This is a genomic window from Microbacterium sp., from assembly GCF_040394595.1.
In the GTDB taxonomy this organism is placed as follows: Bacteria; Actinomycetota; Actinomycetes; order Actinomycetales; family Microbacteriaceae; genus Microbacterium.
The window spans coordinates 35997-61073 of the sequence record NZ_JBEBSA010000010.1; the positions used below are offsets into that span (position 1 = coordinate 35997).

Here is a 25077-nt window from a genome sequence, read left to right on the forward strand (position 1 = left end):
GGGATCCGCACCATCACGGCAGATTTTCGTGATCAAACCGTTGCATTCGTTACCTGCCCGTTATAGAGTGATCGCACGGTGAATGTTTGCTGTGGCATACACCGCATGTGATTGCAGGACACTCTTGGTGCAAGGGACAAGGGCCGGTCGGTAGCCTCTCCGACCGGCCCTCACCATGTGCGCGATACGCTGAGTCCATGACCGACAGACAGCTCGCCCTGCAGGCATGGGAGAGCCTGTTCCGCGCGCAGCACGAGCTGTTCGGCGAGATGGTGACCGACTTCGACGGGGCCGACATCACACAGGCGGAATACGACGTCCTCCTCACCGTCGTGCGTTCGTGCGAGATGACCGCGCGGCTCCGAGACGTCACCGCGCAGATGCTCATCAGCCAGCCCAGCGTCTCGCGCCTGGTCGACCGGATGGTGGCGCGCGGCCTGCTCACGAAATGCGCGGATCCCGAGGACGGCCGCGGCTCCCTCGTCACGGCGACGGATGCCGGCGCACGCGCGTTCCGCGTGCTCGCCACCACGCACGGGCGTTCGATCGCCGAGCGCATGTCCCGCCTCGACGACGAAGAGCTGCGCACGCTGCACATCCTCACGGAGAAGCTGCGCTCCGCCGACTCCCCCTCCTCCTAGTCACCGTTCACAGCCCACACCTCCGACGACTTCTCCACGTCGGGGCGGATTCCGGCGCCGAGGCCGCGCGCCGCGCTCCTCACTTCTGGCAAGGTGGGGGGACACCCCAGGGGAATGAGGGAGGGCACCCATGGAGATCGCCGGAATCATCGGCATCCTGATCATCGTCGGCATCGTCATCGTCGGCGTCGTCATCGTCGGACTCATCCTGCTGCTGTTCGCACGCAGCTGGATCAAGGTCGCCCGCGCCGACGAGGCGCTGGTGATCTCCGGCCGCAAGCAGAAGGTGCAGCACACCGTGCTCGGGCCCGACGGCACTCCGCGCTCGGAGACCGCCGAGTCGCCCGTCACCGTCATCGTCAACGGCAAGTCGCTCGTCAATCCGATCACGCAGCGGCATGAGATCATCTCGCTGCGTTCGCGCCAGGTGCTCCTGAACGCCGAGGCGCAGTCCCTCGACAACGTGACGCTGAACGTCGACGGCGTCGCGATCGTGAAGATCGGGTCCGACCCGGTGTTCGTCCGGCGTGCCGCCGAGCGATTCGCGTCGCAGGACAAGGCGATCGAGCAGTTCACCACCGAACAGCTCGAAGGGGCGCTCCGCGGTATCGTCGCGACGCTGTCCGTCGTCGAGCTGATGCGGGAGCGCAAGAAGTTCTCCGACCAGATCGCGGCCGACGTGTCGCAGGAGCTCGCCGAGCAGGGCCTCATCCTCGACTCCTTCCAGATCAAGGGGATCACCGACAAGGTCGGCTACATCCAGTCGCTCGGCGCCCCGGAGATCCAGGCGAAACGTCAGGCCGCCGAGATCGCCCAGACCAACGCCGACCGCGCGATCAACCAGAAGAACATCGCCAACCAGGAGGCCAACCTGGTCGAGCAGACGGCGCTCGACACCAACACCGCGAACGCGGATGCCGGGGTCGGTCGGGCCCGCGCCGAGGCGGAGCAGGCGGAGCAGCTCGCCCGCGCGCAGGCGGAGCAGGCCGTCCTCCAGCAGCAGGCCGAGAACAAGCAGGCCCAGCTGGACGCCGACGTCAAGCGCGTCGCCGACGCCCAGCGGTATGAGGCGGAGACCCGCGCACAAGCCGATCTGTTCACCCGAGAGAAGGCCGCGGAGGCCGCCGCGATCGAGCAGGTCAAGCAGGCCGAGGCCCGCACTCGCATCGCCGAGCAGCAGGCCCAGGCCGACAAGGCCCGCGCCGCCGGTGAGGCCGCAGCCGCCGAGGCGAAGGCCACCGGTGAGGCGAACGCACTGCGCGCCCAGGCGGATGCCGAGGCGGAGGCCCGGCGTCTGCGCGCCTCCGCAGAGGCGGACGCGATCCGTGCCGAGGGTGAGGCCCGCGCCGATGCGGTCGAGGCCGAGGCGAAGGCCATCGCCTCCAACCAGGAGGCCTTCCTCTCCCAGCGCGTGCTCGAGGTCCTGCCTGCGATCATGGGCGAGTTCGCCAAGGGCTACGCGACGATCGGCAACGTGTCGATCATCGGCGGATCCGGCGAAGACGGCGCCTCCAGCGTGGTCGGTGGCGACAACGCCAAGGCGATGCGCGCGGTCTTCGACAGCGTCAACGCTGCGACCGGTCTCGACCTCGCCGCGATCATCCAGGGCCAGGCCGTCGGTCGCGGCTTCGGCGCCGGGCTCGCCGAGTCGGAGGACGCCTCTCGTACCGCTACCCGGGCCGGGACCCCGCCCCGCACGACGCGCCGGCAGCCCCCTCCCCCGCCAGCACCCGCTGTCACGGACGCGGGGCCGACCACGGACGCCTGAGTCGCATTCAGAGAGGGGACGCCCTTCCGCACCACGCGGGAGGGCGTCCCCTCTCTTCACCGCAGATCTGCGCCCCGGAGCCTCCTGCACCGGAGGACGGGGGCCGGGCTCTACGGTGTCCGGCGACGAAGGGTCAGCGGGGCCAGCACGAGGAACGCCCCCGCGAATGCGGCGACGATCAGCACCGGCCGCCAGAGGTCCCAGCCGTCGGTCCCCGCGGTGACCGCCTTGATCGCATCGATCGCGTGGCTGAGGGGCAGCCAATCCGAGATCGCCTGGAGCACGTCCGGCATCTGATCCCGAGGCATGAACAGCCCGCCCAGGATGATCTGCGGGAAGACCAGCACCGGCATGAACTGCACCGCCTGGAACTCCGTGCGCGCGAATGCGCTTGCCAGCAGACCGAGCGCAGTGCCCAGCAGCGCATCCACCACGGCGACGAGCCCCAGTTGCCAGATGGGCCCGTCCACGGTGAGCCCGCACACGAGCACCGCGAACGCGACCGTGATCACAGCCTGCAGGATCGCGATCAGCCCGAAGGCCAGCGCATATCCGAGGATGAAGTCCGCTTTGCCCAGCGGGGTCGTCATCAACCGCTCCAACGTTCCGCTGCGCCGCTCCCTCAGCGTCGTGATCGAGGTGAGCAGGAACATCAGGATGAACGGGAAGAGGGCGAGGATCGGACCCCCGAAGCGGTCGAAGACCCCGTCCTGATCCGCGAACAGCCACGAGAACAGGCCGACCAGCAGGCTCGGGGCGATCAGCATCAACGCGATCGAACGAGGGTCGTGACGCAACTGGCCGAGCACCCGCCCGGCGGTCGCGAACATGCGGCGGAGGTTCATCGCCCGCCCCTCCTCTCCCGACGGGCATGGGCATGCGCGGCCTCGTCGCGAGCGATCAGCGTGAGGAAAGCCGCCTCGGCGTCGCGCTCACCCGTCTCCTCGAGCAGTTCGTCGGGAGTGGTGTCGGCGACGACGCGGCCCGAGCGCATGAGCAGCAGCCGATCGCATCGCGCCGCCTCATCCATCACATGACTCGACACCACGAGCGTCGCCCCCTCGTCGGCGATGCGGCGAAACAGTCCCCACAGCTCCGCGCGCAGCACGGGATCGAGCCCGACGGTCGGCTCGTCGAGGACGATGAGCTCCGGGCTCCCGAGCAGCGCCGCCGCGAGCGAGACCCTACTGGCCTGCCCGCCGCTGAGCGATCCGATGACCTGTCGGCTCTGATCCTGCAGGCCCACCTCCGTGATCACCCGCTCGACCTCGCCTCGGCCCACCCCGAGCACCGACGCGAAGTACTGCAGGTTCTGCCGCACGGTGAGATCGGCGTACACCGCGGCGCCCTGGGTGCCATAGGCGACCCGGTGCCGCAGTCGTGACGAGCCCGCGGGTTCCCCCAGCACGCTCACGGTCCCGCCCCTGACCTTCTGCACCCCGACGATCGATCGCATCAGCGTCGTCTTGCCGCAGCCGGACGGACCCAGCAGTCCCGTGATGCGGCCTCGCGGGATCGAGACGTCGACCCCGTCGAACACACTGTGACGACCTCGCCGCACCCGCAACCCCTCGATCACCACCGCCGAGTTATTCATCATGTGATGAATTGTGCGCTTCGGCGGTCTCGATGTCAACGCCTCCCCCTGCGCGACTCCTCACCGCCGGACCCGCCCACACTCCCGTCTATTCGTCGCAAAGTCCCGCTATCCGCCTCGGATAACGGGACTTTGCGACGAATAGAGGAAGTATGAGCGCGGGTCAGGCGCAGAGGTAGCGCTGCAGGGTCGGTCCGATGCGGGAGACGAGCTCCTCGATCGGGGCGTCGGCGATCGCCGGCAGTTTGAGCACGTACCGGGTCATGAGCATCCCCACCATCTGCGACGCGACGAGATTCGCCCGAAGCGCCGCATCCGGGGCATCCGTCGCCGCGGCGATCCTCCCGATCAGCTCACGCGAGAGGAAGCCGACCAGCGGCTGCGACATCAGCTTCGAACCGACCGCCACGCGGATCATCATCACCCCGCGCCGACGTACCTCCGGGCGCTCGAATGCCTCGAGGATGTATCGCACCAGGTTCTCGCCGATCTGCTCCCGCGGACCGGCGAGGATCGTCGGCACGTCGACGTCGGGACGCAGCGGGATGCCGATCACCTCGGCGAACAGATCCGCCTTCGTGCCGAAGTAATGGTGCACCAGCGCGGAGTCCACGCCCGCCCGGGCCGCGATCGCGCGGATCGTCGCACCGTCGTAGCCGTGCTCGCCGAACTCGTCGACGGCGGCCGCGACGATCCGCTCGCGGGAGCCGGATGCTCCCCGCGGGCGCCCGGGCCGGCGCGTGGTGCTCATCCGGTCAGCCTAACCGCGCGACACGGCGCCTGCGCCGGCGTTCACTGCACTTTCACCCCCCTGTTCGTCGCAAAGTCCCGTTGTCGAACTCCGGGAACGGGACTTTGCGACGAATAGACGGGGAGACCGGCACGGACGGAGACGGGGACACGGAGCGGGGGCTCAGGGGGCGGAGGCGAGCGCCCGCGCCGTCGGCGTATCGCGCACGCCGGCGACCGGCCCGGCATACAGCAGGCGCCCGCCGTGTCGACCGGCTCCCGGTCCGAGATCGATCAGCCAGTCCGCTCGCCGGATCACCGCGAGACTGTGCTCGATCACCACCACCGTGTGCCCTCCGTCGCGGAGCGCGGTCAGCATGCCGAGCAGCGTCTCCACATCGGACAGATGCAGGCCTGTCGTCGGCTCGTCCAGCACGTAGAGGCTCGGCTCCGATGCATCGCGCAGCTCGGCGGCGATCTTCACCCGCTGGCTCTCCCCTCCCGACAGGGTGCTGAGCGGCTGGCCGAGCCGCAGGTACCCGAGACCGATCCCGTCGAGATGCCCGAGAGCGCTCCGGACACGGGCGGACGGGAGCCGGAGGATCGCCTCGGCGATGGTCAGCTCGTCGACGTCCGCGATGCTGAGGCCGTCGACGGTCATGGCCAATACCTCCGGCCGGAACCTCCGCCCGCCGCAGGCCTCGCAGAGGGTCTGCTGCCCCTCCATGAACGCCAGGTCGGTGTAGATCACGCCGAGCCCACCGCACACCGGGCATCCGCCGTCGGAGTTCGCGCTGAACATCCCCGGCGCGACGCCGTGCGCATCGGCGAACACCCGGCGCAGCGGCGCGGCGATGCCCGTGTAGGTGATCGGCGTCGAGCGGCGGTTGCCCGCGAGCGGACGCTGATCGATCACGATCGCGTCGTGCCCCGCGACCAGCTCGGCCGCGAGGCTCGACTTGCCGGAGCCCGCGACGCCGGTGAGCACGGTCAGCATCCCCCTCGGCACGTCGACCGACAGATCGCGCAGGTTGTTCCGGTGCGCATGCCGGATCTCGATGGCGCCGGCAGCCGGCGCGTGTGCCGGCACGGAGGCGAGCGGCAGCAACGGCTCCCGCAGGGCTCGTCCCGTCACGGTGTCCGCGCGTCTCAGCTCGGCGAAGCCTCCCTGGAAGACCAGCCGCCCTCCGCCCTCGCCTGCCGCGGGCCCGATCTCGATCACCTCGTCGGCCGCCGCCATCACCGTGGGGTCATGCTCGACCACGAGCACCGTGTTGCCTTTGTCGCGCAGCGCTCGGAGCAGGCCGATCATGGCGTCGACATCGGCCGGGTGCAGGCCGACCGTCGGCTCGTCGAACACGTAGAGCATCTGCGTGAGGCTCGATCCGAGATGTTTGACCGTCTTGATGCGCTGGGACTCCCCGCCCGAGAGCGAGGGCGTCGACCTCCCGAGATGCAGGTATCCGAGCCCGATCGCCACCAGCGCGTCGAGGCGCTGTACGAGCGCGTGCACGGCGGGCGCGACCTCGGGGGCACCGATCCCCTGAACGACCTCGACCAGCTCGGCGACCTCCAGCTGCGCCAGTTCGACGATCGTGCGCCCGCCCACGCGTGCCGAGCGGGCCTCCGCGTTCAGACGGTCTCCCCGGCAGTCGGGGCAGGGCGCCGCGCGGGTGAACTCCTTCACGACCGCCGCCTTCCGCTCGGAGACCTCGTCGCCGGTGTGGAGATGGATGCGTTCGAAGCGCGGAACGATGCCCTCATAGTCCTTGGGCGGCCGCCTCCGGAGCCGCGCCGCCGCATCGCCGCCGTAGAGGAGGGCCTGACGCTCGTCCTCCGACCAGTCCCGGAGCGGCACGGCGATGTCGAAGCTGCCGATGTCGGCGTACTGCCGGTAGAAGTAGCCCCCGTGCCCGAAGCCGGGGACCCTGATCGCGCCCTGCTCCAGCGACAGGTCCGGGTCGAGGAACTTCTCCACCGCGCTCGTCACCACCTCTCCGAGCCCGGCGCAGGTCGGGCACATCCCCTTCGGGTCGTTGAAGGAGAAGGCGGTCGAGTCGCCGACGTGCGGTTCGCTCAGACGAGAGAAGAGCAGGCGCAGGTACGTCCACGCGTCGGTGACGGTGCCGACGGTCGACCGCGCATTGCCCCCGATGCGCCTCTGGTCGATGACGACGACGGGAGACACCCCCGAGATCGAGTCCACCGGGGGACGGGACCACTTCGGCATCCGGTTGCGCACGAACGGAGGGAAGGTCTCGCCGAGCTGGTAGCCGGCTTCGGCGGCGATGGTCTCGAACACCAGGGAGGACTTGCCCGCCCCGGAGAGTCCGACGAAGGCCACCAGCCGCCCGCGCGGGATGTCGATGTCGAGCGCCTGAAGGTTGTTCGTCCGGGCTCCCCGGATGCGGATCACTTCGGTCATGCCGGCACGCTAGCGGCAGATCAGGACGGAATCTGTCCGCATCTCGGCCTACGCTCGAGACATGTCCGATGTCACCAGGCGGATGCTCGACCTGCTGTCGGCGCTGCAGACCGGCCGGGAGTATCCGGGCTCGGAGCTCGCCGCGCTGCTCGGCGCGAGCGAGCGCACGGTGCGCCGCGACGTCGAGCGTCTGCGCGGCTATGGTTACCCGGTGCGCACGCGGCCCGGTCCCGGCGGCGGCTACCGGCTCGTCGCGGGGCAGTCGATGCCGCCGCTGCTGCTGGAGGACGACGAGGCCATCGCAACGCAGATCGCGCTGACCGTGACCGGCGCCATGCCGCAGCGCTCTCCGGGCTCGCTCACCGACGCGGCCGCACGAGCCCTCGCGAAACTCGATCAGTTCCTCCCCGAACGCCTCCTCCCCCAGACCCTGTCCCTCCGCGAGGGCCTCGACATCGCCTGGCCCGAGGCCCCTCCGGTCGACCCCTCGGCGCTCGCGATGCTCGGCGGCGCGATCCGGCGCCGGAGGATCGTGCGCTTCGGCTACGCCGAGGGAACGACCCCCGGGGTCGAGCGAAGGGTCGAGCCCTACCGTCAGCTGCACCGGCATCTGCGGTGGTATCTGCTCGCCTGGGACCTCGACCGCGGCGACTGGCGCACCTTCCGTCTCGACCGCATGCGGGGCATCGCGGTGTCGACGTTCCCGTTCGCCGCCCGGGAGCTGCCCGCCGAGTCGTCGATCGCGCACCTCGATGCGGGGCTGCGCCGCGGGCGCACACGGGTCGTCCTGGACGTACAGGGGTCGATCGCCGACGTCCGCAATGCGCTCCCCTGGGAGGATCTGGAGCTCGAGCAGTCAGAGGAGGGCCGCACCCGCGTCGTGCTGCATCTGCCCGGATGGACCTGGCTCGCGCAGGCCCTCGCGGCGCTGCCGCCCGCGAGGATCGTCGAGCCGGCGGCCTATGCCTCCCGCATCCGGGACTTCGCCGAGCGTCTGCTCGCCACCCCCTGACGCCCCGCCCGACCGGCCCGCCCGCGTGTCCCGCCCCGCGTCTATTCGTCGCAAAGTCCCGCTATACCGCCCGGAATCCGGCACTTTGCGACGAATAGACGGGAGGAGGAGGGGAAACGGGGCGCGGGGTCAGCACTCGATGACGTTCACCGCGAGGCCGCCCTCGCTCGTCTCCTTGTACTTCGTGGACATGTCGAGCCCCGTCTGACGCATCGTCTCGACCACCGCATCGAGCGATACGTAGTGGCTCCCGTCGCCGCGGAGCGCGAGCCGCGCCGCGGTCACCGCCGTCGAGGCCGCGATCGCGTTCCTCTCGATGCACGGGATCTGCACGAGCCCGCCGATCGGATCGCAGGTCAGGCCGAGATGATGCTCCATCGCGATCTCCGCGGCGTTCTCGATCTGACGGTTCGTGCCGCCCATCACCGCCGTGAGACCCCCGGCCGCCATCGCGCACGCCGAGCCCACCTCGGCCTGGCAGCCTCCCTCGGCGCCGGAGATCGAGGCGTTCGCCTTGAACAGGGAGCCCAGCGCCGCCGCGGTCAGCAGGAACCGGCGGATGCCGCGCCGGCGGTTCGCCTCGGCGATGTCGTCATCCGGGGCGGCCTCGCCCTCGAGCTCCGCCTGCCGAACCGCCTCGACCTCGCCGGGCTGTTCTCCGGAGGAGAAGCCGAGCAGAGCGCTGCCGACGAGCTCCCCGTGCGGCGTCACCGCATTGCCCACGCCCAGACCGGAGTCGGCGAGGAAGCGCCACCAGTACATCGCCACGGCGGGAAGGATGCCGGCCGCGCCGTTCGTCGGCGCGGTGACGACGCGTCCGCCGGCCGCGTTCTCCTCGTTGACCGCGAGCGCGAACGCTCCGAGCCACTCGCCGGGGACCTCGCGGTGACCATCCGACTCCACCTCTTCGAGCTGCCCCCGGATCATCGCCGCCCGGCGCTTCACCCTCAGGATGCCCGGAAGCGTGCCGTCGGTGTGCAGCCCCGCCTCCACGCAGGAGGACATCGCTGCCCAGATCGCGTCGAGGCCCGCGGCGACCTCCTCCTCGGTGCGCCAGGCGGTCTCGTTCAGCCGTGCGAGTTCCGCGATGGTCAGGCCGTTCTCGTCGCACAGTTCCAACAGCGACTGCGCGTCGGCGTAGGGGTAGGGATGCGGGGCGGCGGCGACCGCAGCGTCCTCGCCGTCACGGCGGATGAACCCTCCGCCGATCGAGTAGTAGGTCTCCTCGGCGACGGCCTCCCCCTCTGCGTCGAACGCCCGCAGCGTCATCGCGTTCGGGTGCCCGGGAAGGCGGGTGCGCGGCTCGAAGGACACGTCGTCCTTCACGAAGACGATCTCATGGGTGCCGTCGAGCGGCAGCGGCGCTCCCTCCGGCCATGCCGTCCACGCCGACCGCACGTCGTCGGGATCGCAGGTCTCCGGGGCGAGGCCGCGGAGTCCGGCGACGACCGCGTCGGGCGTCCCGTGACCGAGCCCGGTCGCACCGAGCGAGCCGTAGAGCGCACACGTCACGCGGGTCACGCGGTCGAGCACGTCGTCGGCGCGCAGCCGCGCCGCGAAGTCCTGACCGGCCCGCATCGGCCCGACGGTATGGGAGCTCGAGGGCCCCACTCCGATGGAGAAGAGGTCGAAGGCCGAGACGTACGCTGTCACCCCTCCAGCGTAGTCGGCGCAGATCATCGTCGACCCGGTACCCGCCCGCCGAAACAGCCGGATCTCTGCGCACGCCGCATACCGGCCCGACGGGATCACACCGGACGGGCAGGATCACACCGGGTCGACGGGATCACACCGGGCGGGCAGGATCACACCGGGCGGACGGGATCACACCGGGTGGGCAGGATCACACCGGGCGGGAGGAGTCCGACGGCCTCAGACGGCCAGGGAGTGGATGCGGCGGCGGATGGCCTCTGCCGCCCCGGCATCAGCACCGACCACGACGTCGACCGCCGGCGACTCCACGCCGTCCGCGGCGGAGGGAACGGTGCGGCCCCGCTCCTCACCGTCGAGCACCACCTCGAGGACGACCTTGCGCACCTCGGTGCCGGCGACCTCGCGGGAGGCGATCGCCGCAGCGAGCGGATCGTGCAGCGGCGACTCCCGCGGCAGACCGACCTGCTCGTAGAAGTCGATGTAGCGGCGCAGCATCCGCCCGAGTGCGACGTGCAGTCCGGTGCCGCGCTGCTCGAGGCGGACCGCGTCGTCGTCGTCGAAGCGGTGCTGCAGCGTGACGTCGAGGGGGACGAGAGCGAGCGAGAAGCCCGCCCCCAGGACGATCCGCGCCGCCTCGGGATCGTTCGCGATGTTCGCCTCCGCGAAGGACGTGATGTTCCCCGGCGCCCAGACCGCCCCGCCCATGACCGTCAGGCGCGAGACGAGACGCGGGAGCTCGGGCTCCAGCTCAAGGGCCCGGGCGATGTTCGTCAGCGGGCCGATCGCGAGCACCGAGAGCTGTCCGCCGAGCTCCCGTGCCAGGCGCACCAGCATCTCGGGAGCGGTCTCGGCGACGGCGTCGGCTCCGGGCTCCAGCTCGACCTCCCCGATGCCGTTCGTCCCGTGCACGTGCGGCGCACCGCCGTCGTACTCCCCGTGGAGCGGGTCGTGCTCCCCGATCGCCACGGGGATGCCCGCCCGCCCGATCGCTCGCAACAGCGCGCTCGTATTGCGCGCCGCCTCGGCCGCCGAGACATTTCCCGACACCGTGCCGATGCCTGCGAGCTCGATTCCCTCGTGCCCGACGAGGTAGGCAAGGGCGATGGCGTCGTCGATGCCGGTGTCGCAGTCGAGGTAGAGCGGGAGGGGAGTGGCCATGCGGGCTCCGTTCTGCGCGGTACAGGGGTTCACGGAAACGACGAAGGCCCCGGGATCGCCGGGGCCTTCGCCTACTGTCTCAACACAGTGCGCATCGGGTGGGACTCGAACCCCCGGGCCATTCCGGCCGGTAGCCGTTTCCGACGCTGCGGGCCCCCGAGGGGAACCCGCGGATACAGCCTAGCCGACCGCCGACCGGTCGACGAACCGGAGTCCGCTCGCCCCTCGCGGCGAGCCGCGCGCATGCCGGAACGGCAAGCATTCTCGCCGCCGGGTGCTCCGGGAGGAGATCGTGGAGGCCCACCTCGAGGAAGCGAGAACCCATGTCAGTCCTTGAAGCCGATGCCGGCGCCCTGCGGACGGCGCTCGACGGAGGAAAGCCCGTCGTGATCCAGTTCTGGGCCGAATGGTGCGCCCCCTGTCGTGCGATGATCCCGGTGGTCGACCAGTTCGCCCGGACGCGCGACGACGTGACGGTCGTCCGCGTCGAGATCGATGCCCACCCCGACCTCGCCGCGGCGTACCGGGTCACGGCTGTGCCGAACTTCGTCGTCGCCCAGGGCGACACCGTGCGCGGCTCGTTCACCGGGGCGATGCCGGCGGCACCGTTCGCCGAGCGGGTCGCCCGGGCGCTCGGCGACTGACGCTGCGCGCCGCGGAGAGAACGCCCGCCCTGATCCGAGGATCGGGGCGGGCGTTCTCTCCGCGAAGGGCAGGCCGCCGCTAGCGCGAGTACCAGCCGTTGCGGTCTCCGGTGAGCGCCCGCCCGAGATCGCGCTCGAGGAGGAAGCCGGTCATGTCGATCGCCGCCGCCGACCCCTCCCCGGCGGCCGTGATCACCTGCGCGCGCGGGTTCGACACGTTCCCCGCCGCCCAGACGCCGTCCACGGAAGTCCGGCCGGTCGGGCCCGTCTCGATCCATCCGCCGGCGGCGCGCACGAGATCGAGCCCCTCGACCATCCCCGCGCGAGGCTCCATCACGGGAGCGACGAACACCGCGTCGCACGCGAGCGCACGCCCCTTCCCCTGCGACAGCACGATGCCGCCGGTGCGCGGATCCCGTGCGACGGCGGTGACCGGCACGGGATCGATCACCACCCCCACGGCCTCGAGCCGTGCCCGAGCGCCCGCCTCGAGGACGATCCCGTTCGTGCAGAACACGACGTCGTCGGAGTAGCGGCGTAGGAGCGCGGCCTGATGGACGGACATCATCGCGTTGTCGCCGCCGATGACGACGATCCGCCTCCCCGCGACCTCCCGTCCGTGGCAGTGCGGGCAGTGGTGCACGGAGTCGCCCCACAGCTCCCGGACTCCGGGGAGCTGTGGCAGTCCGTCGCTCAGCCCGGTCGCGACGAGGAGCGCGGGCGCGCGCAGTTCGCTCCCCTCGTCGAGGGTCACCTGGAACCCCCCTTCCGCCCGCTCCTCGGCACGCACCGCGCTCGCGGCGAGGATGCGTCCGCCGAACCCGATCATCTCCCGTCTTCCGCTCTGGAGGAGCTCGGCGGGATCCATGCCGTCGCGCGAGAGGAATCCGTGCATGTGCGCGGCCACCGCGTTGCGCGGGGTCCTGTCGTCGACGAGCACCGTCTTCACGCCCGTCCGTGCCAGCACGATACCGGCGCTGAGCCCGGCGGCTCCGCCGCCGAGGATGATCGCATCCCATTCCATGAGTGACACCTTCCGTCTGCCTGTGCCTCCGATGCTCGGGCCGATCCCGCCGACGGAGGAAATCCTCTTGCCGAAACGGCGAGATCGGCCCGCGCATCGAGGACTTGCCGGAACAGCACGCCCACTTGCCTCCATGCACGCCCGGCGGGACCATAGGGCATGCCCATCGAACACATCGTGGCCGCGACACTCGACCAGCTGCCATCCCGGCTCCGCAAGGCCCGCGAGAAGCGGAGCGTCACGCTCACCGACCTCGCCGGCCGCACCGGGATCTCCCTCAGCACGCTGTCGCGCCTGGAGTCGGGCCAGCGACGCGCGACGATCGAGCTGGTCCTGCTCATCGCGATGGCGCTCGAGATCCCCCTCGCCGACCTGGTCGCGGCACCGAGCGTGCAGGACCCGCGCGTGCAGCTTCCGCACATACGCGTGGAAGGGCGCACCGTCGTACCGCTGACGCGCCAGAACACCGAGCCTCGCGCCTTCAAGCTGGTGATCCCCGCGACGGAGGCGACCCCCGCGCTTCGTACGCACACCGGCTATGAGTGGCTCTACGTCCTGTCCGGCACGATGCGCCTGCGGCTCGGCCCCCACGACATCGAGCTCGGCCCGGGCGAGGTCGCCGAGTTCCCGACCGAACAGCCGCACTGGTTCGGCTCTACGGGGCGCGGCCCGGTGGAAGTGCTGAGCCTCTTCGGCTCGCAGGGCGAGATGATGCACGTCCGCGCGCACACTCGGAGGGCAGGCGATGCAAGCCGATCCGATGCGGGATCGGCGTCGGCGGACGGCTGACCGGATGCGCTCCGAACCGGTCCGGATCCAGGGCCCGACGAAAGGGGTGGTCGGCTAGCATCGTCCAGCTCCCCGATCGAGACGTGGTCCTCGAGCCGAATGACGTGTTCGTCGTGCCGAATTCGACTAGGGTTTCGGACGCTTCCGCATGGCGACCATGTCGACCAGGCCGCCGATGACGAGGCCCGCCGCAGCGCCGATGAGCATCCCGGTCCCCGCGTTCCCCAGGGGCATCCCGATGAGGGGGCCGAGCATGAGGCCGATGGCGAATCCTCCGCCCGAGGCGGCCCCCCGCGGATACGGACGCGACTGCTGGTCTCCGGCCATGCCCCCACCGTAGAGCACCGCGGTCGCCGTGACATCCCCCGCGCGACGGATGCCGGGGCGCCGCGGGGCTACTTCCTGCTCCGATTGAGATCGACGAGGCTTCCCGCCCCGAGCCCGACCGCAAGACCGATCGCAGCCCCCAGGGCGAGGTTGCCCATGGCGACGCCGAAGCCGGCCCCGACGGCGAGGCCGAGTGCGAGGCCGGTGCCCGCACCCATCCCGGTCGGGGTCTTCTTGTTCTCATCCGTGCCCTCGTCGTCGCTCATGCCACCCACGCTACGGACGCGCCCAGGCGAGGACATCCGCCGCGGAGCGGATCTTCGACGGACGAAGCCCCCGCCACGAGAGTGACGAGGGCTTCTGTTCTGCGCGCCTGGAGGGACTCGAACCCCCAACCTTCTGATCCGTAGTCAGATGCTCTATCCATTGAGCTACAGGCGCACGACCCGCTCAGCGGGCCGACGATCAGCCTACAACAGGATGCCGAGGAACACGAATCGACCCCTCAGCGCCCGACCCGGTCGCGCTTCTCCGAACGTGGGGTCTTCGGGGGCTTCTCCCCCTCCTTCGCGGTGGCCTTCTCGGCCTTCTCCGCCCGCTTCCGGCGACTGCGCTGCTCCGAGGAGAGCGCCTGCAGATCGACGAGCTTGAGCGCCTGCATCCGGGCCTCGCGCATCGACTCGTAGTCGGGATCCTGATCGGGCCGCATGCCCTCGACCCGCAGCCGGCGGTCGAGGTTTCCCCGCACGTCGGCCCAGGCCGCCTCGCGGGCGGTCTCGACGAGGGAACGGAGCTCGTCGGGATTCTCCGCCGTCTCGCGCAGTCGCTGGGCGACGCCGTAGGACTGCTTGGCGCGGCGGCGCAGATTGCGCACGTCCCGGTCGCGGTAGTCGTGCGTGCCGGACGGGTCTGAGTGCCGCCCGCGGGCCTTGCGGCGCAACTCGACGAGGTGATCGCCGACCTGCTCGGACTCGCGCGCCATGGCGAGCAGGGCATCCCGCGCGTCGGCCTGGTAGCGCTCGATGTCGAACGCGCCGCCCTGCGCGATGGTCCCCACGAGGATGTGGTTCTTCACGGCGAGGCGCGCCGCCGCCGTCGCGATCGCGACGCCTTCGGCGATGGCATCCGCTGTACGTCCCACCGCAACCTCCTGTGATGAGCGTACCGGCAGCCCGGGACACTCGGGAGGACGATCAGCCGGTTGCCAGGCGGCGGACCCTCTCCTCGGCGGAGGCGCGGCCCGCGAACAGGTGCGGGGTCACCAGCGATCGCACCCGCTCGACGTCGCCGGCCTCCATCGCGAGATAGATCTCCCGGTGCTCGTCGAGCATCCCTCCCGCGTCGGAGTGCTGGGCGAACAGCATCCGCAGCCGCGTCGAGAAGACGCGCATGGCCTCGACCAGCATCTCGTTGCCCGCCATCGTCACGGCGGCGGTGTGGAACGCGTCGGCGGCGAGATGGGCGGCCTCGAGGTCTCCGGCGGCCGCCGCGCGCTCCTCCTGCTCCAGTGCGGCACGCACGAGCGCGAGGCCCTCCGCGTCGGCCCGCACCGTCGCCAGCTCGAACATCAGCGACTCGATCGCCTCCCGCAGCTCGCCGAGCTGCTGCACGTCGTCCGTCGTGAACACGCGCACGGTCGCCCAGGTGCGCGGCCGCGAGACGACGACGCCCTCGGCGACCAACCGGCGGATCGCCTCGCGCACGGGCAGGCGCGAGACGTCCAGCTCGGCGGCGATGTCGCGCTCGATGAGCCGTGATCCCGGTGCGCGGCGTCCGGAAAGGATGTCATCGCGCAGCGTGCGCGTGACACGATCAGACTCAAGCTCCCCAGGCTTCTCCCCCGCCATGATGGCGATTCAAGCACCCCCGGACGGAATTCACCAAGACGAGAGATTCCGGCATTCCCCCTCGGGCGCGCGTCACCGCCCGAGGATCGCGTCGAGCACGGCGTCGGGGCGCGTCACGGCGAAGAGATGCCCCTGGCCCTCGAACTCGGTGAGCTCGGCGTCCGGCAGCTCCGCCGCGGCCCAGCGGGCGACGGCGATCGGGACGTTCCCGTCTTCGGTGCCGTGGAGCAGCCGCACCGGCCGGTGCACGTCGCGGGGCATGTCGAGCCGCCCGTAGCGTCCGAGGTCCTCGATCGCCGCCCCGGCGCCCTGCGCGATCCCGGCCTCGGCATCGGCGGCCAGGAGCGGCTTCAGCGCGGGGTCGATGACGATGAGCCGGTCCGCCTCGGGCATGCTGCCCGGCTTGGGCTCGCGCTCCGCCACGGGCCTCGCGTCCGGATCGCGCGGCTTCCGCTGCGCGCCGAACAGCGCGACCGCCAGCCGCGGAGCCCAGTGGGACAGACGGAACGCCGTGGAGACCATCGGCAGCCGGCCCTTCAGCGCGGCACGCGGAGGCCGCCCGTGCATGCCGCAGACGATCACCACCCGCTCGATCCGCTCCGGTTGCGCCTGCGCGAGCGTCAGCGCGTAGTCGGCGCCCCCCGAGAAGCCGAGCGCCACCGCGCGGTCGATCCCGAGGGCGTCCAGGAGGGCGACCGCATCGGCGAGCCCGGTCTCGAACCCGCGGTCCGCCTCGGGCGACGTCCCGCCGTACCCGGGACGGTCCGGGGCGATGAGACGGATGCCGGCCTCTGCGGCGCGTGCATCGAGCGGCAGCAGCTGGAAGCGGGACCCGGGCGAACCGTGCGCCACGATGACCGGCACCCCGTCCGGCGCTCCGAGCTCGCAGTAGGAGATCGTGCGCCCTCCGACCGCGATCGTCGACGTCTCCGGCACGCGGTGCTCAGCGGCGTCCATGCGCACTCCGTCCGGCGGTGACCGTGATCCCGTCCAGCAGCATGCCCAGTCCCATCTCGAAGCGACGCGACGCGTCATGGAATTCGGTGAACACGGAGCCCTCCGCCGACGCGGCCGAGGCCGGCACGAGCGGTTCCTCACGCCCGAGGCGGATCGCCACATGTCCGGTGACGAAGTCGTGCACGGCCGCATAGCCGTAGGCGGCTTCCTCGGCGCCCAGTCCTGCGGAGCGCAACTCGGCGACGATCCGATGCGCGACGTCGGCCGCCCCCGGCGTCTCGAGCGGGGCACGCCGATGCGCCTCCAGCACCAGCGGGTGCCTCAGAAGCAGATCACGCAGGCCGCGGGCGAAGACCTCCACGGCCGCGCGCCAGTCGCCCTCGGGCCAGTCGATCCGCGCGACGGCATCCTCGACCGTCTCCGAGACGAGTGCGTGCCGGAGCTCGTCGATTCCGCCGCTGACCCGGTGCACGGCCATCGCCGATACGCCGAGCTCGTCGCCGACGGCGCGCAGCGTGACGGCCTCCAGCCCCTGTCCGTCGGCGATGCGGGTCGCCGCGTCGAGCAGCGCCCCGCGACCCACGCTCGGCGGCCGTCCGGCCCTCATCGGCGCATCCGTCCCATCCCCGCACTATACCGTTATGCGTAACGAAATGTCGGAATGCCGGCGCTCAGAATCCGTCGACGACCGCGATCACCGCATCCGCGATCTCGAGCGCACGCTCCTCGTCGCGCACGACGTCTCGCAGGTAGTCGCTGGTCAGGAAGACGAACGAGAGGCCGCGCTCCGGATCGGCGAAGGCCAGCTGTCCGCCCGCGCCGCGGTGCCCGAAGGTCCCGTCCGAGACCCGCGTGCCGAACCAGCGCACCGGACGCGACATCCCGATGGCCGGAATCGACTGCTGCACGTCCTCCGCGCCGGCGACGACGAAGCCGCCGATCGCGCGGTTGGCCGGCGCTCCGGCGCGGGAGGGCTCGGGCAGGGCGTTGCGGATCTCCGACGTCGCGACGCGGAGCAGCTCCGGATGCCACAGGCCGGCCGGATCGTGCAGGAGCGCCTGGTAGAACAGCGCGAGCGAGGCGGCGTCGGTCACGACGCCCGCTCCCGGCGTTCCGAGTGCGATGACCTCGGCGTCTTCCGCGTGCGCGAGCGCGGCGTCCTCCGCGGCGATCACGTCCCCTTCGGAGAAGGCGGCGCCGAAGAGGGCCGAGAACTGCTCGGGTCGCGGCGCACCGATCCTCCGCACCGGTCGCGGGCGTCGCGGGTCCTCGGCGGCCACCCCCAGCCGCATCCGGTCGAGCCCCAGGGGATCGAGGATGCGCTCGCGCAGCGCGGCGCGGTGGTCCCGGCCGGTGACGCGCATCACGAGCTCGGCCATCACCCAGTGGGCGGAGACGCTGTGATACCCGGTGCCCTCGCCCGGCGTCCATTCCGGCACGAGGGCCTCCGCCTGGCGCGCGCGCTCCTCCCGCGAGAGCGCGCCCGGAGGAAGGGGGAACCACCCAGGGATCCCCGCGGTGTGCAGCAGGAGGTGCTCGACCGTGATCCCCTCCTTGCCGTGCGCGCCGAACTCCGGCCAGAGCTCGGCCACCCGGGTGCCGAGCGACAGCGCACCCTCCCCGATCAGCTGCAGGACCAGGGCGGCGAACACCGGCTTCGAGGCCGAGAACGCGCAGAACAGGGACGAGGCGTCGGCCGCCCCGGAGACGCCCCGGGCGATGACGTCGCCGTCGCGGGCCAGGGCGTATTGCGCGTCAGGCGCGCCGTACCGCGTGAGCACGGCGCCGATCTCGCGGTCGAGAGCCGCGGCGAGCGCTCCATCGCTCATGACCGGTCCGCCATCCACCGCGCCATCCGGTCGATGCTCGCAAGAGCCTCCGGCAGCCCCGGATCGTCGAGGTAGCCGTGCGCGACGTCCGCCTGCGTCTCGCTCACGACAGGGACGCCCGCCTCGCGGAGCTGCCGGGCGTAGCGGTCGCTCGACGCGCGGAGCAGGTCGCGCTGCGCGGCGATGATCAGCACCGGCGGCTGCCCGCCGAGGGACGGTGCGTCCCCGGGGAACAGGTACGGCTCGACGACGTCGTCCATCCCGAGCACGTTCGCCGTGTAGGCGCGGGCCGCGCGAGGGGAGATGACCTGCGCCGCGGGCAGTCCGCGCACGGAGTCGGCGACCTCCGCGCTGAGGGGCGGCAGTTCCCGGTGCACGAGCGGATACACCAGCAGCGCGGACGCCGGGGAGGGACCGTCCTCGTCCCTCATCCGCAGGGTCAGCCCCGCCGCCAGCGCCGAACCCGCGCTCGCGCCGCCGACGTGCACCGCCTCTGCCGCGATGCCGAGATCGCGGAGCGCCTCCCGGCCGGCGTGCCAGCCGCGCCGCACGTCGTCCTCCAGCTGCGCGGCCCGCACGCCGTGCAGCGCCTTGCGGTATCCGAGGGACACGACCGCGATGCCGCGCGCGGCGAGCTCCAGCGAGACCCAGTGCGCCTCCGGGCGGTCGATGTCCCCGCCCACCCAGCCGCCGCCGTGGATCCACACGAGCCCGACTCCGGGGTCGCGTCCGGTCGGGTGATAGACCCGGGCGGTGAGGTCGGCGTCGGGCGACGGCACGGCGAGGTCCGCCGTCGTCACCGCGCCCAGCCGCGGGTACCGGGCGGTCAGCGAGGCCGTGTCGATGTCGGTGCGGGGATCGCTCGGCGGGCCCTGTCGCTCGAGATCGGCGATGTGTGCGCGGATCTGCTCCTCGCCGTCGTCGCGGGCCGGGTCGTAGAGCGCCGGGGAGGTCATCCGCGCACCTCCGCGGCACGGGAACGGGAGCGGGTACGGAGCCGGTGCCGGCCCTCCCCGCGCTCGGCGACGGGGTGCCCGTCGCCGAGGTCGACCACGGCGACGGCGCCGGGCGGAACGGTGATGTCGACGATGAGATCCTCCTCGGTCAGCGTCCAGCCCACTTCGATCAGCCCGTGCGGAGACACGTGCGACGTCGACGCCCGGGTGAGGCCGCCGCCCGGACGAGGGGCGACGAGGAAACGATCGTAGCCCGGTTCCAGAGGGGACAGGCCCCCGATCACGCGGTGCATCCAGTCGGCGACCGATCCGAAGGCATAGTGGTTGAACGAGGTCATCTCGCCCGGGTTCACCGAACCGTCCGGACGCATGCTGTCCCAGCGCTCCCAGATCGTCGTGGCACCCATCGACACCGTGTAGAGCCACGACGGGCACTCCTCCTGCAGGAGCACCCGGTAGGCGTCGTCGATCGCACCCGCATCGCTCAGCGCATGCAGCAGCAGGGGCGTGCCGGCGAAGCCCGTGGCGAGGCGGTGCCCGGCAGCGCGGACCAGCTCGACGAGACGCGCGCCGGCCGCCTCCCGGTGCCCGGGAGCCAGCAGGTCGAGGCGCAGGGCGATGGCGTGCGCGGTCTGCGTGTCGACCGTCAGAGCGCCGGTGCGCGGATCGCAGAAGCGCCTCCGGAACGCCCGGCCCACAGCGTCCGCGAGCAGTCCGAAACGGTGCGCGTCCTCCACGAGGCCGAGCGCAGCGGCGGCGCGGGAGAGCAGTCGGGCGCCGTGCGCCCGGTACGCCGTCGCGACCAGGGCCGGGTCCGTCGCCCCGGCGGCGGGGTCGTCAGGGGGCGCGGTCGGATCGAGCCAGTCGCCGAACTGGAAGCCCCGGTCCCAGACGTGTTCCGGCCCGGCGAGGCGGGCGACGCCCTCCACCCAGGCGACCATGCTGCGGTACTGCGCGCGCAGGATCTCGACGTCGCCGGTGGACTCGTAGAGCGCCATCGGCACGAGCACCGCGGCGTCGCCCCAGAGCGCGACGTGGCTCAGCGCCAGCCCCGGCAGGTGCGAGACCTCCGGCGGGAACTCCAGTCCCGGCACGAAGAAGGGCACCAGGCCGTCGTCGTGCTGCTCGAGCGCGAGGTCGGCCAGCCAGGACGTCAGCATCCCCGCGCAGTCGAACAGGTAGGCGGCCGTCGGCGCGAAGACGGCGATGTCGCCCGTCCACCCCAGACGCTCATCGCGCTGCGGACAGTCGGTCGGGATGTCGACGAAGTTACCCCGCATTCCCCACACGACGTTCTCGTGCAGCCGGTCGAGCCGGGCGTCCGAGCTCTCGAAGCGCCCGATCCGCGGCATGTCGGTGTGGATCACGACGGCCTCGAGGTCGTCGGCGCGCAGCTCCCCCGGCCAGCCGTCGGCCTGCGCGTAGCGGAACCCGTGGAAGGTGAACCGCGGCTCCCAGACCTCGCCGGGCACGCCGCTGAGCGTGTAGCGGTCCTCGGCCTTCGCTGTGCGGAGGGGCGTGAGGGCGAGCTCCCCGCCGTCGAGCACCTCCGCGTGCCGCAGGGTGACGGTGCGTCCCGCCTCGCCGCGCGGACGGATCCGCAGCCATCCCACGAGGTTCTGCCCGAAGTCGACGAGCTGCGACCCGGAGGGCGATCGCCAGATGCGCTGGGGGCGCACGACCTGGGTGGCGCGCACCGGCGGGCCGCTCGGCGCCGCGAGCACGACATCCGGACGGCCGAGCAGAGCGACGGGGAGGGAGGAGGCATCGTCGAGGGAGGCGACGCGGCGGGCGTCGAACGCCTCTCCGTCATAGAGGTCGGCGGTGAGGACCGGACCTGCGCACCATCGCCACTCCGCATCGGTCGCGAAGACGTCCCGGCGGCCGTCGGCGTAGTCGATCTCGACCTGCAGGAGCACCCCGAGCCGCGTGCCGTAGACCTCGCGCCCGCCGATGAGCGGAAAGCCGAGCCTCCCCCGGTACCAGCCGTCGGCGAGCCAGGCGGCCACCGTCACCTCGCCCTGCGCCATCCGGTCGGTGACGTCGTAGGTGCGGTACCGCACGCGATGCCCGTAGCTCTGCCAGCCCGGCTCGAGGAGCGCGTCGTCGACGCGACGTCCGTCGATCTCCAGGGAGTAGAGCCCGCGGGCGGTGGCGTGGATGCGTGCCCGCACCACCTCCCCGTCGACGGGAAGGCGGCGGAAGACGATCGGGGCGGGGTCGTCCGCCGCCGTCGATCCGCTGCCCACGAACTCGCCCTCCCAGTCGGAGGCCAGGAGCAGGCCCGCCTCGACGGCGGAGCCCGCGCTCCACGGCGCCGTCGATCCGTCCGCGTGGACGGGCCGCACCCGCACCACCGCACCCTCCCGCGAGCGGAGCGGCCGGGTCGGCCAGGGGCGGAGGCTCGTCCCGCCGGCGTCCCGCCGCACGACGACGGCACCGTCGTCGAAGCGCACCTCGACGTCGTAGCCGAGCGCGCTGTCGGGGCCGGTCCAGGAGAGCCGGGGAGCCTCGAGCCCGATCCCCCGTGCATCCGCGCCGAGATGCTCGAACGAGACGCGGGAGACGGGCGCGCTCACCCCTTCACCCCGCCCTCGGTGAGCCCCGCGAGCACCCTCTTCTGCGCGATCAGGTAGACGATCACGAGCGGCAGGCTCGTCATCACGACATGCGCGAAGACGAGGTTCCAGTTCAACGAGGTCGTCGACGCCGAGGCGAAGCTGTACAGCGTGAGCGGGAGCGTCGCGTTGGCGCTGGTCTTGAGGAGCAGCAGCGCGAAGAAGAAGTCGTTCCACACGCCGATGACCAGCAGCACCCCGCCGACGAAGAGCGTGGGCCTCAGCAGCGGCAGCATGACCGACCGGAAGATCCTCAGCCGCGAGGCGCCGTCGATCGCGGCCGCCTCTTCCAGCTCCTCCGGGATGCCCCGCACGAACCCTGTGATGAGGAAGACGATGAGACCCATCCTCGTGCCGATCATCATCAGCGCGTATCCGGCGAGCGATCCGTCGAGATGCAGCGTGCCGAGCACGTAGATCGTCGGGATGATCGCCGGCGGGAGGAGCACCGACAGCGAAGTGAGGTAGAAGAAGAACTGGAAGGAACGCCGGCGGCTGCGGGCGTAGGCCCACGCCGCCATCGCCCCGAGCAGCAGTGTCGCGGCGATCGTGGGCACGGCCACCAGCAGGCTGTTGCGGAGCCCGGTGGGATAGCCGCCCCTCACGAACACGGCGGTGTAGTTCTCGACGATCGACCACTGGGTCGGCAGGTCGAGCGACAGGGCTCCGGCCTCGCCGGTGGTCTTGAACGAGTTGACGACCACCAGCCACACCGGGATCACCACCCAGGGCAGGGCGAACAGGGTGATCGCCGCGTACTTGAGCAGCGTGAGCGGACGGATCGCGGAGGCGCGCATCAGGCGACCTCCCTCTTCCGCAGCCAGGCCACGAGGGGCACGGCGATGATCACGACGAGCAGGGTGACCGTGAGGCTGAGGCTGCTGGCCGTGCCGAAGTACGACTGGCCGAACTGCTGCTGCACGGCGACGTTGAGCAGGCGGGTCGAGACGCCGGGGCCGCCGCCGGTGGTGGAGGCGACGATGTCGAAGGCGCTCAGCGCGCCGATGAGCGTGGTGACGACGTTGAACGTGAAGGCGGGGGCGAGCAGCGGGAAGCTCACCCGCCAGAACCGCTGCCAGGCGTTCGCGCCGTCGAGCTCGGCGGCCTCGAGGAGGGAGGCGGGGATGCCGTTCAGCCCGGCGATGTAGACCAGGGTCGCGATGCCCGACCATTTCCAGGCGTCGACGAACGCGACGGTGATGAGGGCCCAGACCGGGTCGCCGAGCCAGGCGAAGGCGAAGCCGGGCGCGAAGATCCCGATGAACCCGTTGAGCACGCCGTCGGGCTGCACGATCGCCCTCCAGATGTACCCGGCGGCGAGCGGCGAGATCAGCACGGGCAGGAAGAAGAGAGAGCGGTAGAAGGAGTTCACCCGTCCGGTGCGGCGGAGGGCGGTGGCGAGGCTCAGCGCGACCGTGTTCTGGATCACCATCGCGATCACCGCGTAGATCAGCGTGAGCACCGTGGCGGGGGCGAGCACGCCGGAGTTCCAGAGGAACACCCAGTTGTCGAAGCCCACGAAGGAGACGTCGTTCGAATATCCGCTCCAGGAGGAGAACGCGAAGGGGATGTTCAGGACGAAGGGGATGACGAAGAACACGACGACCAGGGCGATCGACGGGAGGGCGAACCACACCCAGCCGCCGCTCCCGCGTCGGCGGGACGCGCGGGGCGGCGCCCCCTCCCGGCGCACCGGGGTGCGCCGGGAGGGGGCCGAGGTCGCGGCGTCCTCGACGGGGCTGCCGATCACCATCCGGCGACGCCCGCCGCCTTCGACGCCTGCTCCACCTGCGCCACCATGCTGTCGGCGACCTGCGCTGGCGTGGCCTGGCCGGCGAGGAGCTTCGTCGTTTCGGCGGCGAAGCCGCCGAAACCCGCGATGTTCGAGTTGAAGGCGATGTTGGCCTTGCCGGTGTACGCGGCCTGGAAGTCGAGCTGCAGGCCGCTGAAGCCCTCCGGCGTCTTCGCCGTGCTGATCACCGGGAAGGCCTTCGCCTCGTCGATGAACTTCTGGTACCCCTTGCCGGTGGCGAAGGCGATGAAGTCGCGGGCCGCGGCCTCCTTCGCCTTGTCGCCCGTCTTCGGCGCGTAGTAGGTGCCCAGCGGGCCGCTCGCGTAGGCGGCGACTGCGGAGCGGGCGGACACCGGCACGAAGCCGACCTTCTCGGAGAGCGCCGCGCCGTCGCCCTCCGCGTAGCCGAGCAGGGCCGCGTACGTGTCGGAGTGCAGCGCGGTCATCGCGGCGGTGCCGTCGTACACGGCGCGCAGCCCGTCCTCGAAGGTCGCGGAGGTGGCGTTCGCGTTGAAGCAGCCGTCGGCGGCGAGACCCTTGTAGGCGTCGAGCCCTTCGACGAACGCGCCGCCCGACTCGTTGAGGGGTGTCTCGTTCGATGCGACCTTCCAGCCGTAGTCGCCGCCGTCGTTCGCCTCGGAGACGTAGAGCAGCGGGAGGATCTGCGTGGGCCAGGCGCTGCCGCCCGACTCCCAGATCGGCGCGACCTTCGCGGACTTCAGAGCGGTGCACATCGTGCGGAGGTCGTCGAAGCTCTTCGGCGGCTGCAAGCCGTTCTCGTCGAGCACCTTCTTGTTGTAGAAGACGCCGAAGACCGACGGGAAGCCGAGGATGGCGGCGTAGACCTTGTCCTTGTACGCGCCGCTGGACTTGTAGGTGTCGCCCGACGCCTTCACGAAGTCCATGCCGCTGAGGTCCTGCATGTTCTGCTCCGGGTTCAGCGTGAGCATCGCGGAGATGTTCGGGTGGTACTCGAGCAGATCGGGGCGGTCTCCTGTGGCGAACTTGGTGAGGGTCGTGGTCTCGAACGAGTCGGAGGGGATGTCGACGAGCTCGATCGCGATGCCGGACTCCTTCTCGAAGTCCTTGTAGAGCTGCAGCAGCGCGGGCGAGTCGGCCGAGTTGTGCCAGAGCGTGAGCGAGGCGACCTTCTCCGCGGGGGCGTCCCCGGGCGACGAGCAGCCGGCGAGCAGGCCGGCCGAGAGGGCGCCGACCGCGAGGGCGGCGAGAAGCGGGCGGGTTTTCATGTGGGCACTCCATCGGGTCCGGGTGAGGGGTAAGCTGCATCTAGAACGTTCTTCTAGACCGTTC

At 71.2% G+C, this 25077-nt stretch carries 24 protein-coding genes and 1 tRNA gene; 5 read left to right on the forward strand and 20 right to left on the reverse strand.

The window, feature by feature from the left end:
* Nucleotides 1–197: 197 nt before the first annotated feature.
* Complete coding sequence (locus ABWO84_RS11010; RefSeq protein WP_353114623.1) at nucleotides 198–641, forward strand: MarR family winged helix-turn-helix transcriptional regulator; 444 nt, start codon at nucleotides 198–200, stop codon at nucleotides 639–641.
* Nucleotides 642–771: 130 nt separating this feature from the next.
* On the forward strand, nucleotides 772–2409 hold the full coding sequence (locus ABWO84_RS11015; protein WP_353114624.1) for a flotillin domain-containing protein: 1638 nt from the start codon (nucleotides 772–774) through the stop codon (nucleotides 2407–2409).
* A gap of 110 nt (nucleotides 2410–2519) precedes the next feature.
* Here ABWO84_RS11015 and ABWO84_RS11020 read toward each other — a convergent pair whose 3' ends face one another.
* The 4 genes from ABWO84_RS11020 to ABWO84_RS11035 all read right to left on the reverse strand — a co-directional run bounded on the left by ABWO84_RS11020 (nucleotide 2520) and on the right by ABWO84_RS11035 (nucleotide 7160).
* Complete coding sequence (locus tag ABWO84_RS11020; protein ID WP_353114625.1) at nucleotides 2520–3254, reverse strand: ABC transporter permease; 735 nt, start codon at nucleotides 3252–3254, stop codon at nucleotides 2520–2522.
* Nucleotides 3251–4009 carry an ABC transporter ATP-binding protein gene (locus ABWO84_RS11025; protein ID WP_353114626.1) on the reverse strand — a complete coding sequence of 253 codons (759 nt, stop codon included), beginning with the start codon at nucleotides 4007–4009 and terminating at the stop codon, nucleotides 3251–3253. Before ABWO84_RS11025 ends, ABWO84_RS11020 begins: the two co-directional genes overlap by 4 nt.
* A 160-nt stretch (nucleotides 4010–4169) precedes the next feature.
* Nucleotides 4170–4757: a TetR/AcrR family transcriptional regulator gene (locus ABWO84_RS11030; RefSeq protein WP_353114627.1), complete on the reverse strand. Its 588-nt coding sequence runs from the start codon at nucleotides 4755–4757 to the stop codon at nucleotides 4170–4172.
* Between the two features lie 162 nt (nucleotides 4758–4919).
* The gene (locus ABWO84_RS11035) at nucleotides 4920–7160 is read right to left on the reverse strand and encodes an ATP-binding cassette domain-containing protein (RefSeq protein ID WP_353114628.1); all 2241 of its coding nucleotides are present in this window, start codon (nucleotides 7158–7160) and stop codon (nucleotides 4920–4922) included.
* Between the two features lie 61 nt (nucleotides 7161–7221).
* Between ABWO84_RS11035 and ABWO84_RS11040 the strand changes: the two genes are divergently transcribed.
* A complete protein-coding gene (locus ABWO84_RS11040; RefSeq protein ID WP_353114629.1) occupies nucleotides 7222–8172 on the forward strand; it encodes a helix-turn-helix transcriptional regulator in 951 nt (316 codons plus the stop codon).
* Nucleotides 8173–8301: 129 nt separating this feature from the next.
* Here ABWO84_RS11040 and ABWO84_RS11045 read toward each other — a convergent pair whose 3' ends face one another.
* Nucleotides 8302–9825 carry an L-serine ammonia-lyase, iron-sulfur-dependent, subunit alpha gene (locus tag ABWO84_RS11045; RefSeq protein WP_353114630.1) on the reverse strand — a complete coding sequence of 508 codons (1524 nt, stop codon included), beginning with the start codon at nucleotides 9823–9825 and terminating at the stop codon, nucleotides 8302–8304.
* A 219-nt stretch (nucleotides 9826–10044) separates the two neighbouring features.
* Entirely contained in the window at nucleotides 10045–10983 is a 939-nt protein-coding gene (locus tag ABWO84_RS11050) for a nucleoside hydrolase (RefSeq protein WP_353114631.1), read from the reverse strand.
* A 323-nt stretch (nucleotides 10984–11306) separates the two neighbouring features.
* On the opposite strand from ABWO84_RS11050, the gene ABWO84_RS11055 reads away from it, so the two are divergent.
* Entirely contained in the window at nucleotides 11307–11627 is a 321-nt protein-coding gene (locus ABWO84_RS11055; RefSeq protein WP_353114632.1) for a thioredoxin family protein, read from the forward strand.
* 79 nt (nucleotides 11628–11706) lie between these two features.
* Here the strand turns inward: ABWO84_RS11055 and ABWO84_RS11060 are convergent, their stop codons facing one another.
* Complete coding sequence (locus ABWO84_RS11060; RefSeq protein WP_353114633.1) at nucleotides 11707–12651, reverse strand: NAD(P)/FAD-dependent oxidoreductase; 945 nt, start codon at nucleotides 12649–12651, stop codon at nucleotides 11707–11709.
* A gap of 159 nt (nucleotides 12652–12810) precedes the next feature.
* Between ABWO84_RS11060 and ABWO84_RS11065 the strand changes: the two genes are divergently transcribed.
* Nucleotides 12811–13440, forward strand: coding sequence for a helix-turn-helix domain-containing protein (locus ABWO84_RS11065; protein ID WP_353114634.1), 630 nt, complete (start codon nucleotides 12811–12813; stop codon nucleotides 13438–13440).
* A 126-nt stretch (nucleotides 13441–13566) separates the two neighbouring features.
* On the opposite strand, the gene ABWO84_RS11070 is transcribed toward ABWO84_RS11065, so the two are convergent.
* The 13 genes from ABWO84_RS11070 to ABWO84_RS11130 form a co-directional block, all read right to left on the reverse strand.
* Nucleotides 13567–13767 carry a hypothetical protein gene (locus ABWO84_RS11070; protein WP_353114635.1) on the reverse strand — a complete coding sequence of 67 codons (201 nt, stop codon included), beginning with the start codon at nucleotides 13765–13767 and terminating at the stop codon, nucleotides 13567–13569.
* Nucleotides 13768–13835: 68 nt separating this feature from the next.
* Entirely contained in the window at nucleotides 13836–14033 is a 198-nt protein-coding gene (locus ABWO84_RS11075) for a hypothetical protein (protein ID WP_353114636.1), read from the reverse strand.
* A gap of 102 nt (nucleotides 14034–14135) precedes the next feature.
* Nucleotides 14136–14208 (reverse strand) — tRNA-Arg (locus ABWO84_RS11080).
* Nucleotides 14209–14272: 64 nt separating this feature from the next.
* A complete protein-coding gene (locus tag ABWO84_RS11085; RefSeq protein ID WP_353114637.1) occupies nucleotides 14273–14908 on the reverse strand; it encodes an asparagine synthase in 636 nt (211 codons plus the stop codon).
* 52 nt (nucleotides 14909–14960) lie between these two features.
* Nucleotides 14961–15614 (reverse strand): GntR family transcriptional regulator, encoded by a 654-nt coding sequence (locus tag ABWO84_RS11090; protein ID WP_353114638.1) that lies wholly within the window; start codon nucleotides 15612–15614, stop codon nucleotides 14961–14963.
* Between the two features lie 72 nt (nucleotides 15615–15686).
* Entirely contained in the window at nucleotides 15687–16571 is an 885-nt protein-coding gene (locus ABWO84_RS11095) for an alpha/beta fold hydrolase (RefSeq protein ID WP_353114639.1), read from the reverse strand.
* Nucleotides 16558–17178, reverse strand: a complete 621-nt coding sequence (locus ABWO84_RS11100; RefSeq protein WP_353114640.1) for a TetR/AcrR family transcriptional regulator — start codon at nucleotides 17176–17178, stop codon at nucleotides 16558–16560. Before ABWO84_RS11100 ends, ABWO84_RS11095 begins: the two co-directional genes overlap by 14 nt.
* Before the next feature lie 64 nt (nucleotides 17179–17242).
* A complete protein-coding gene (locus ABWO84_RS11105) occupies nucleotides 17243–18400 on the reverse strand; it encodes a serine hydrolase domain-containing protein (RefSeq protein WP_353114641.1) in 1158 nt (385 codons plus the stop codon).
* Nucleotides 18397–19356 carry an alpha/beta hydrolase gene (locus tag ABWO84_RS11110; RefSeq protein WP_353114642.1) on the reverse strand — a complete coding sequence of 320 codons (960 nt, stop codon included), beginning with the start codon at nucleotides 19354–19356 and terminating at the stop codon, nucleotides 18397–18399. Before ABWO84_RS11110 ends, ABWO84_RS11105 begins: the two co-directional genes overlap by 4 nt.
* Nucleotides 19353–21935 (reverse strand): family 78 glycoside hydrolase catalytic domain, encoded by a 2583-nt coding sequence (locus tag ABWO84_RS11115; protein WP_353114643.1) that lies wholly within the window; start codon nucleotides 21933–21935, stop codon nucleotides 19353–19355. Before ABWO84_RS11115 ends, ABWO84_RS11110 begins: the two co-directional genes overlap by 4 nt.
* A complete protein-coding gene (locus ABWO84_RS11120; RefSeq protein WP_353114644.1) occupies nucleotides 21932–22771 on the reverse strand; it encodes a carbohydrate ABC transporter permease in 840 nt (279 codons plus the stop codon). Before ABWO84_RS11120 ends, ABWO84_RS11115 begins: the two co-directional genes overlap by 4 nt.
* The gene (locus ABWO84_RS11125; protein ID WP_353114645.1) at nucleotides 22771–23727 is read right to left on the reverse strand and encodes a carbohydrate ABC transporter permease; all 957 of its coding nucleotides are present in this window, start codon (nucleotides 23725–23727) and stop codon (nucleotides 22771–22773) included. The genes ABWO84_RS11120 and ABWO84_RS11125 overlap by 1 nt, the downstream gene beginning before the upstream one ends.
* Entirely contained in the window at nucleotides 23721–25013 is a 1293-nt protein-coding gene (locus ABWO84_RS11130; protein WP_353114646.1) for an ABC transporter substrate-binding protein, read from the reverse strand. Before ABWO84_RS11130 ends, ABWO84_RS11125 begins: the two co-directional genes overlap by 7 nt.
* Nucleotides 25014–25077: the final 64 nt, after the last annotated feature.

Excerpts from the sequence above, each read along its gene's own strand:
- ABWO84_RS11010 (WP_353114623.1), top strand. The coding sequence starts at position 198 with ATGACCGACAGACAGCTCGCCCTGCAGGCATGGGAGAGCCTGTTCCGC.
- ABWO84_RS11015 (WP_353114624.1), top strand. The coding sequence starts at position 772 with ATGGAGATCGCCGGAATCATCGGCATCCTGATCATCGTCGGCATCGTC.
- ABWO84_RS11020 (WP_353114625.1), bottom strand. The coding sequence starts at position 3,254 with ATGAACCTCCGCCGCATGTTCGCGACCGCCGGGCGGGTGCTCGGCCAG.
- ABWO84_RS11025 (WP_353114626.1), bottom strand. The coding sequence starts at position 4,009 with ATGATGAATAACTCGGCGGTGGTGATCGAGGGGTTGCGGGTGCGGCGA.
- ABWO84_RS11030 (WP_353114627.1), bottom strand. The coding sequence starts at position 4,757 with ATGAGCACCACGCGCCGGCCCGGGCGCCCGCGGGGAGCATCCGGCTCC.
- ABWO84_RS11035 (WP_353114628.1), bottom strand. The coding sequence starts at position 7,160 with ATGACCGAAGTGATCCGCATCCGGGGAGCCCGGACGAACAACCTTCAG.
- ABWO84_RS11040 (WP_353114629.1), top strand. The coding sequence starts at position 7,222 with ATGTCCGATGTCACCAGGCGGATGCTCGACCTGCTGTCGGCGCTGCAG.
- ABWO84_RS11050 (WP_353114631.1), bottom strand. The coding sequence starts at position 10,983 with ATGGCCACTCCCCTCCCGCTCTACCTCGACTGCGACACCGGCATCGAC.
- ABWO84_RS11055 (WP_353114632.1), top strand. The coding sequence starts at position 11,307 with ATGTCAGTCCTTGAAGCCGATGCCGGCGCCCTGCGGACGGCGCTCGAC.
- ABWO84_RS11060 (WP_353114633.1), bottom strand. The coding sequence starts at position 12,651 with ATGGAATGGGATGCGATCATCCTCGGCGGCGGAGCCGCCGGGCTCAGC.
- ABWO84_RS11065 (WP_353114634.1), top strand. The coding sequence starts at position 12,811 with ATGCCCATCGAACACATCGTGGCCGCGACACTCGACCAGCTGCCATCC.
- ABWO84_RS11070 (WP_353114635.1), bottom strand. The coding sequence starts at position 13,767 with ATGGCCGGAGACCAGCAGTCGCGTCCGTATCCGCGGGGGGCCGCCTCG.
- ABWO84_RS11075 (WP_353114636.1), bottom strand. The coding sequence starts at position 14,033 with ATGAGCGACGACGAGGGCACGGATGAGAACAAGAAGACCCCGACCGGG.
- ABWO84_RS11090 (WP_353114638.1), bottom strand. The coding sequence starts at position 15,614 with ATGGCGGGGGAGAAGCCTGGGGAGCTTGAGTCTGATCGTGTCACGCGC.
- ABWO84_RS11095 (WP_353114639.1), bottom strand. The coding sequence starts at position 16,571 with ATGGACGCCGCTGAGCACCGCGTGCCGGAGACGTCGACGATCGCGGTC.
- ABWO84_RS11100 (WP_353114640.1), bottom strand. The coding sequence starts at position 17,178 with ATGAGGGCCGGACGGCCGCCGAGCGTGGGTCGCGGGGCGCTGCTCGAC.
- ABWO84_RS11105 (WP_353114641.1), bottom strand. The coding sequence starts at position 18,400 with ATGAGCGATGGAGCGCTCGCCGCGGCTCTCGACCGCGAGATCGGCGCC.
- ABWO84_RS11110 (WP_353114642.1), bottom strand. The coding sequence starts at position 19,356 with ATGACCTCCCCGGCGCTCTACGACCCGGCCCGCGACGACGGCGAGGAG.
- ABWO84_RS11120 (WP_353114644.1), bottom strand. The coding sequence starts at position 22,771 with ATGCGCGCCTCCGCGATCCGTCCGCTCACGCTGCTCAAGTACGCGGCG.
- ABWO84_RS11125 (WP_353114645.1), bottom strand. The coding sequence starts at position 23,727 with ATGGTGATCGGCAGCCCCGTCGAGGACGCCGCGACCTCGGCCCCCTCC.
- ABWO84_RS11130 (WP_353114646.1), bottom strand. The coding sequence starts at position 25,013 with ATGAAAACCCGCCCGCTTCTCGCCGCCCTCGCGGTCGGCGCCCTCTCG.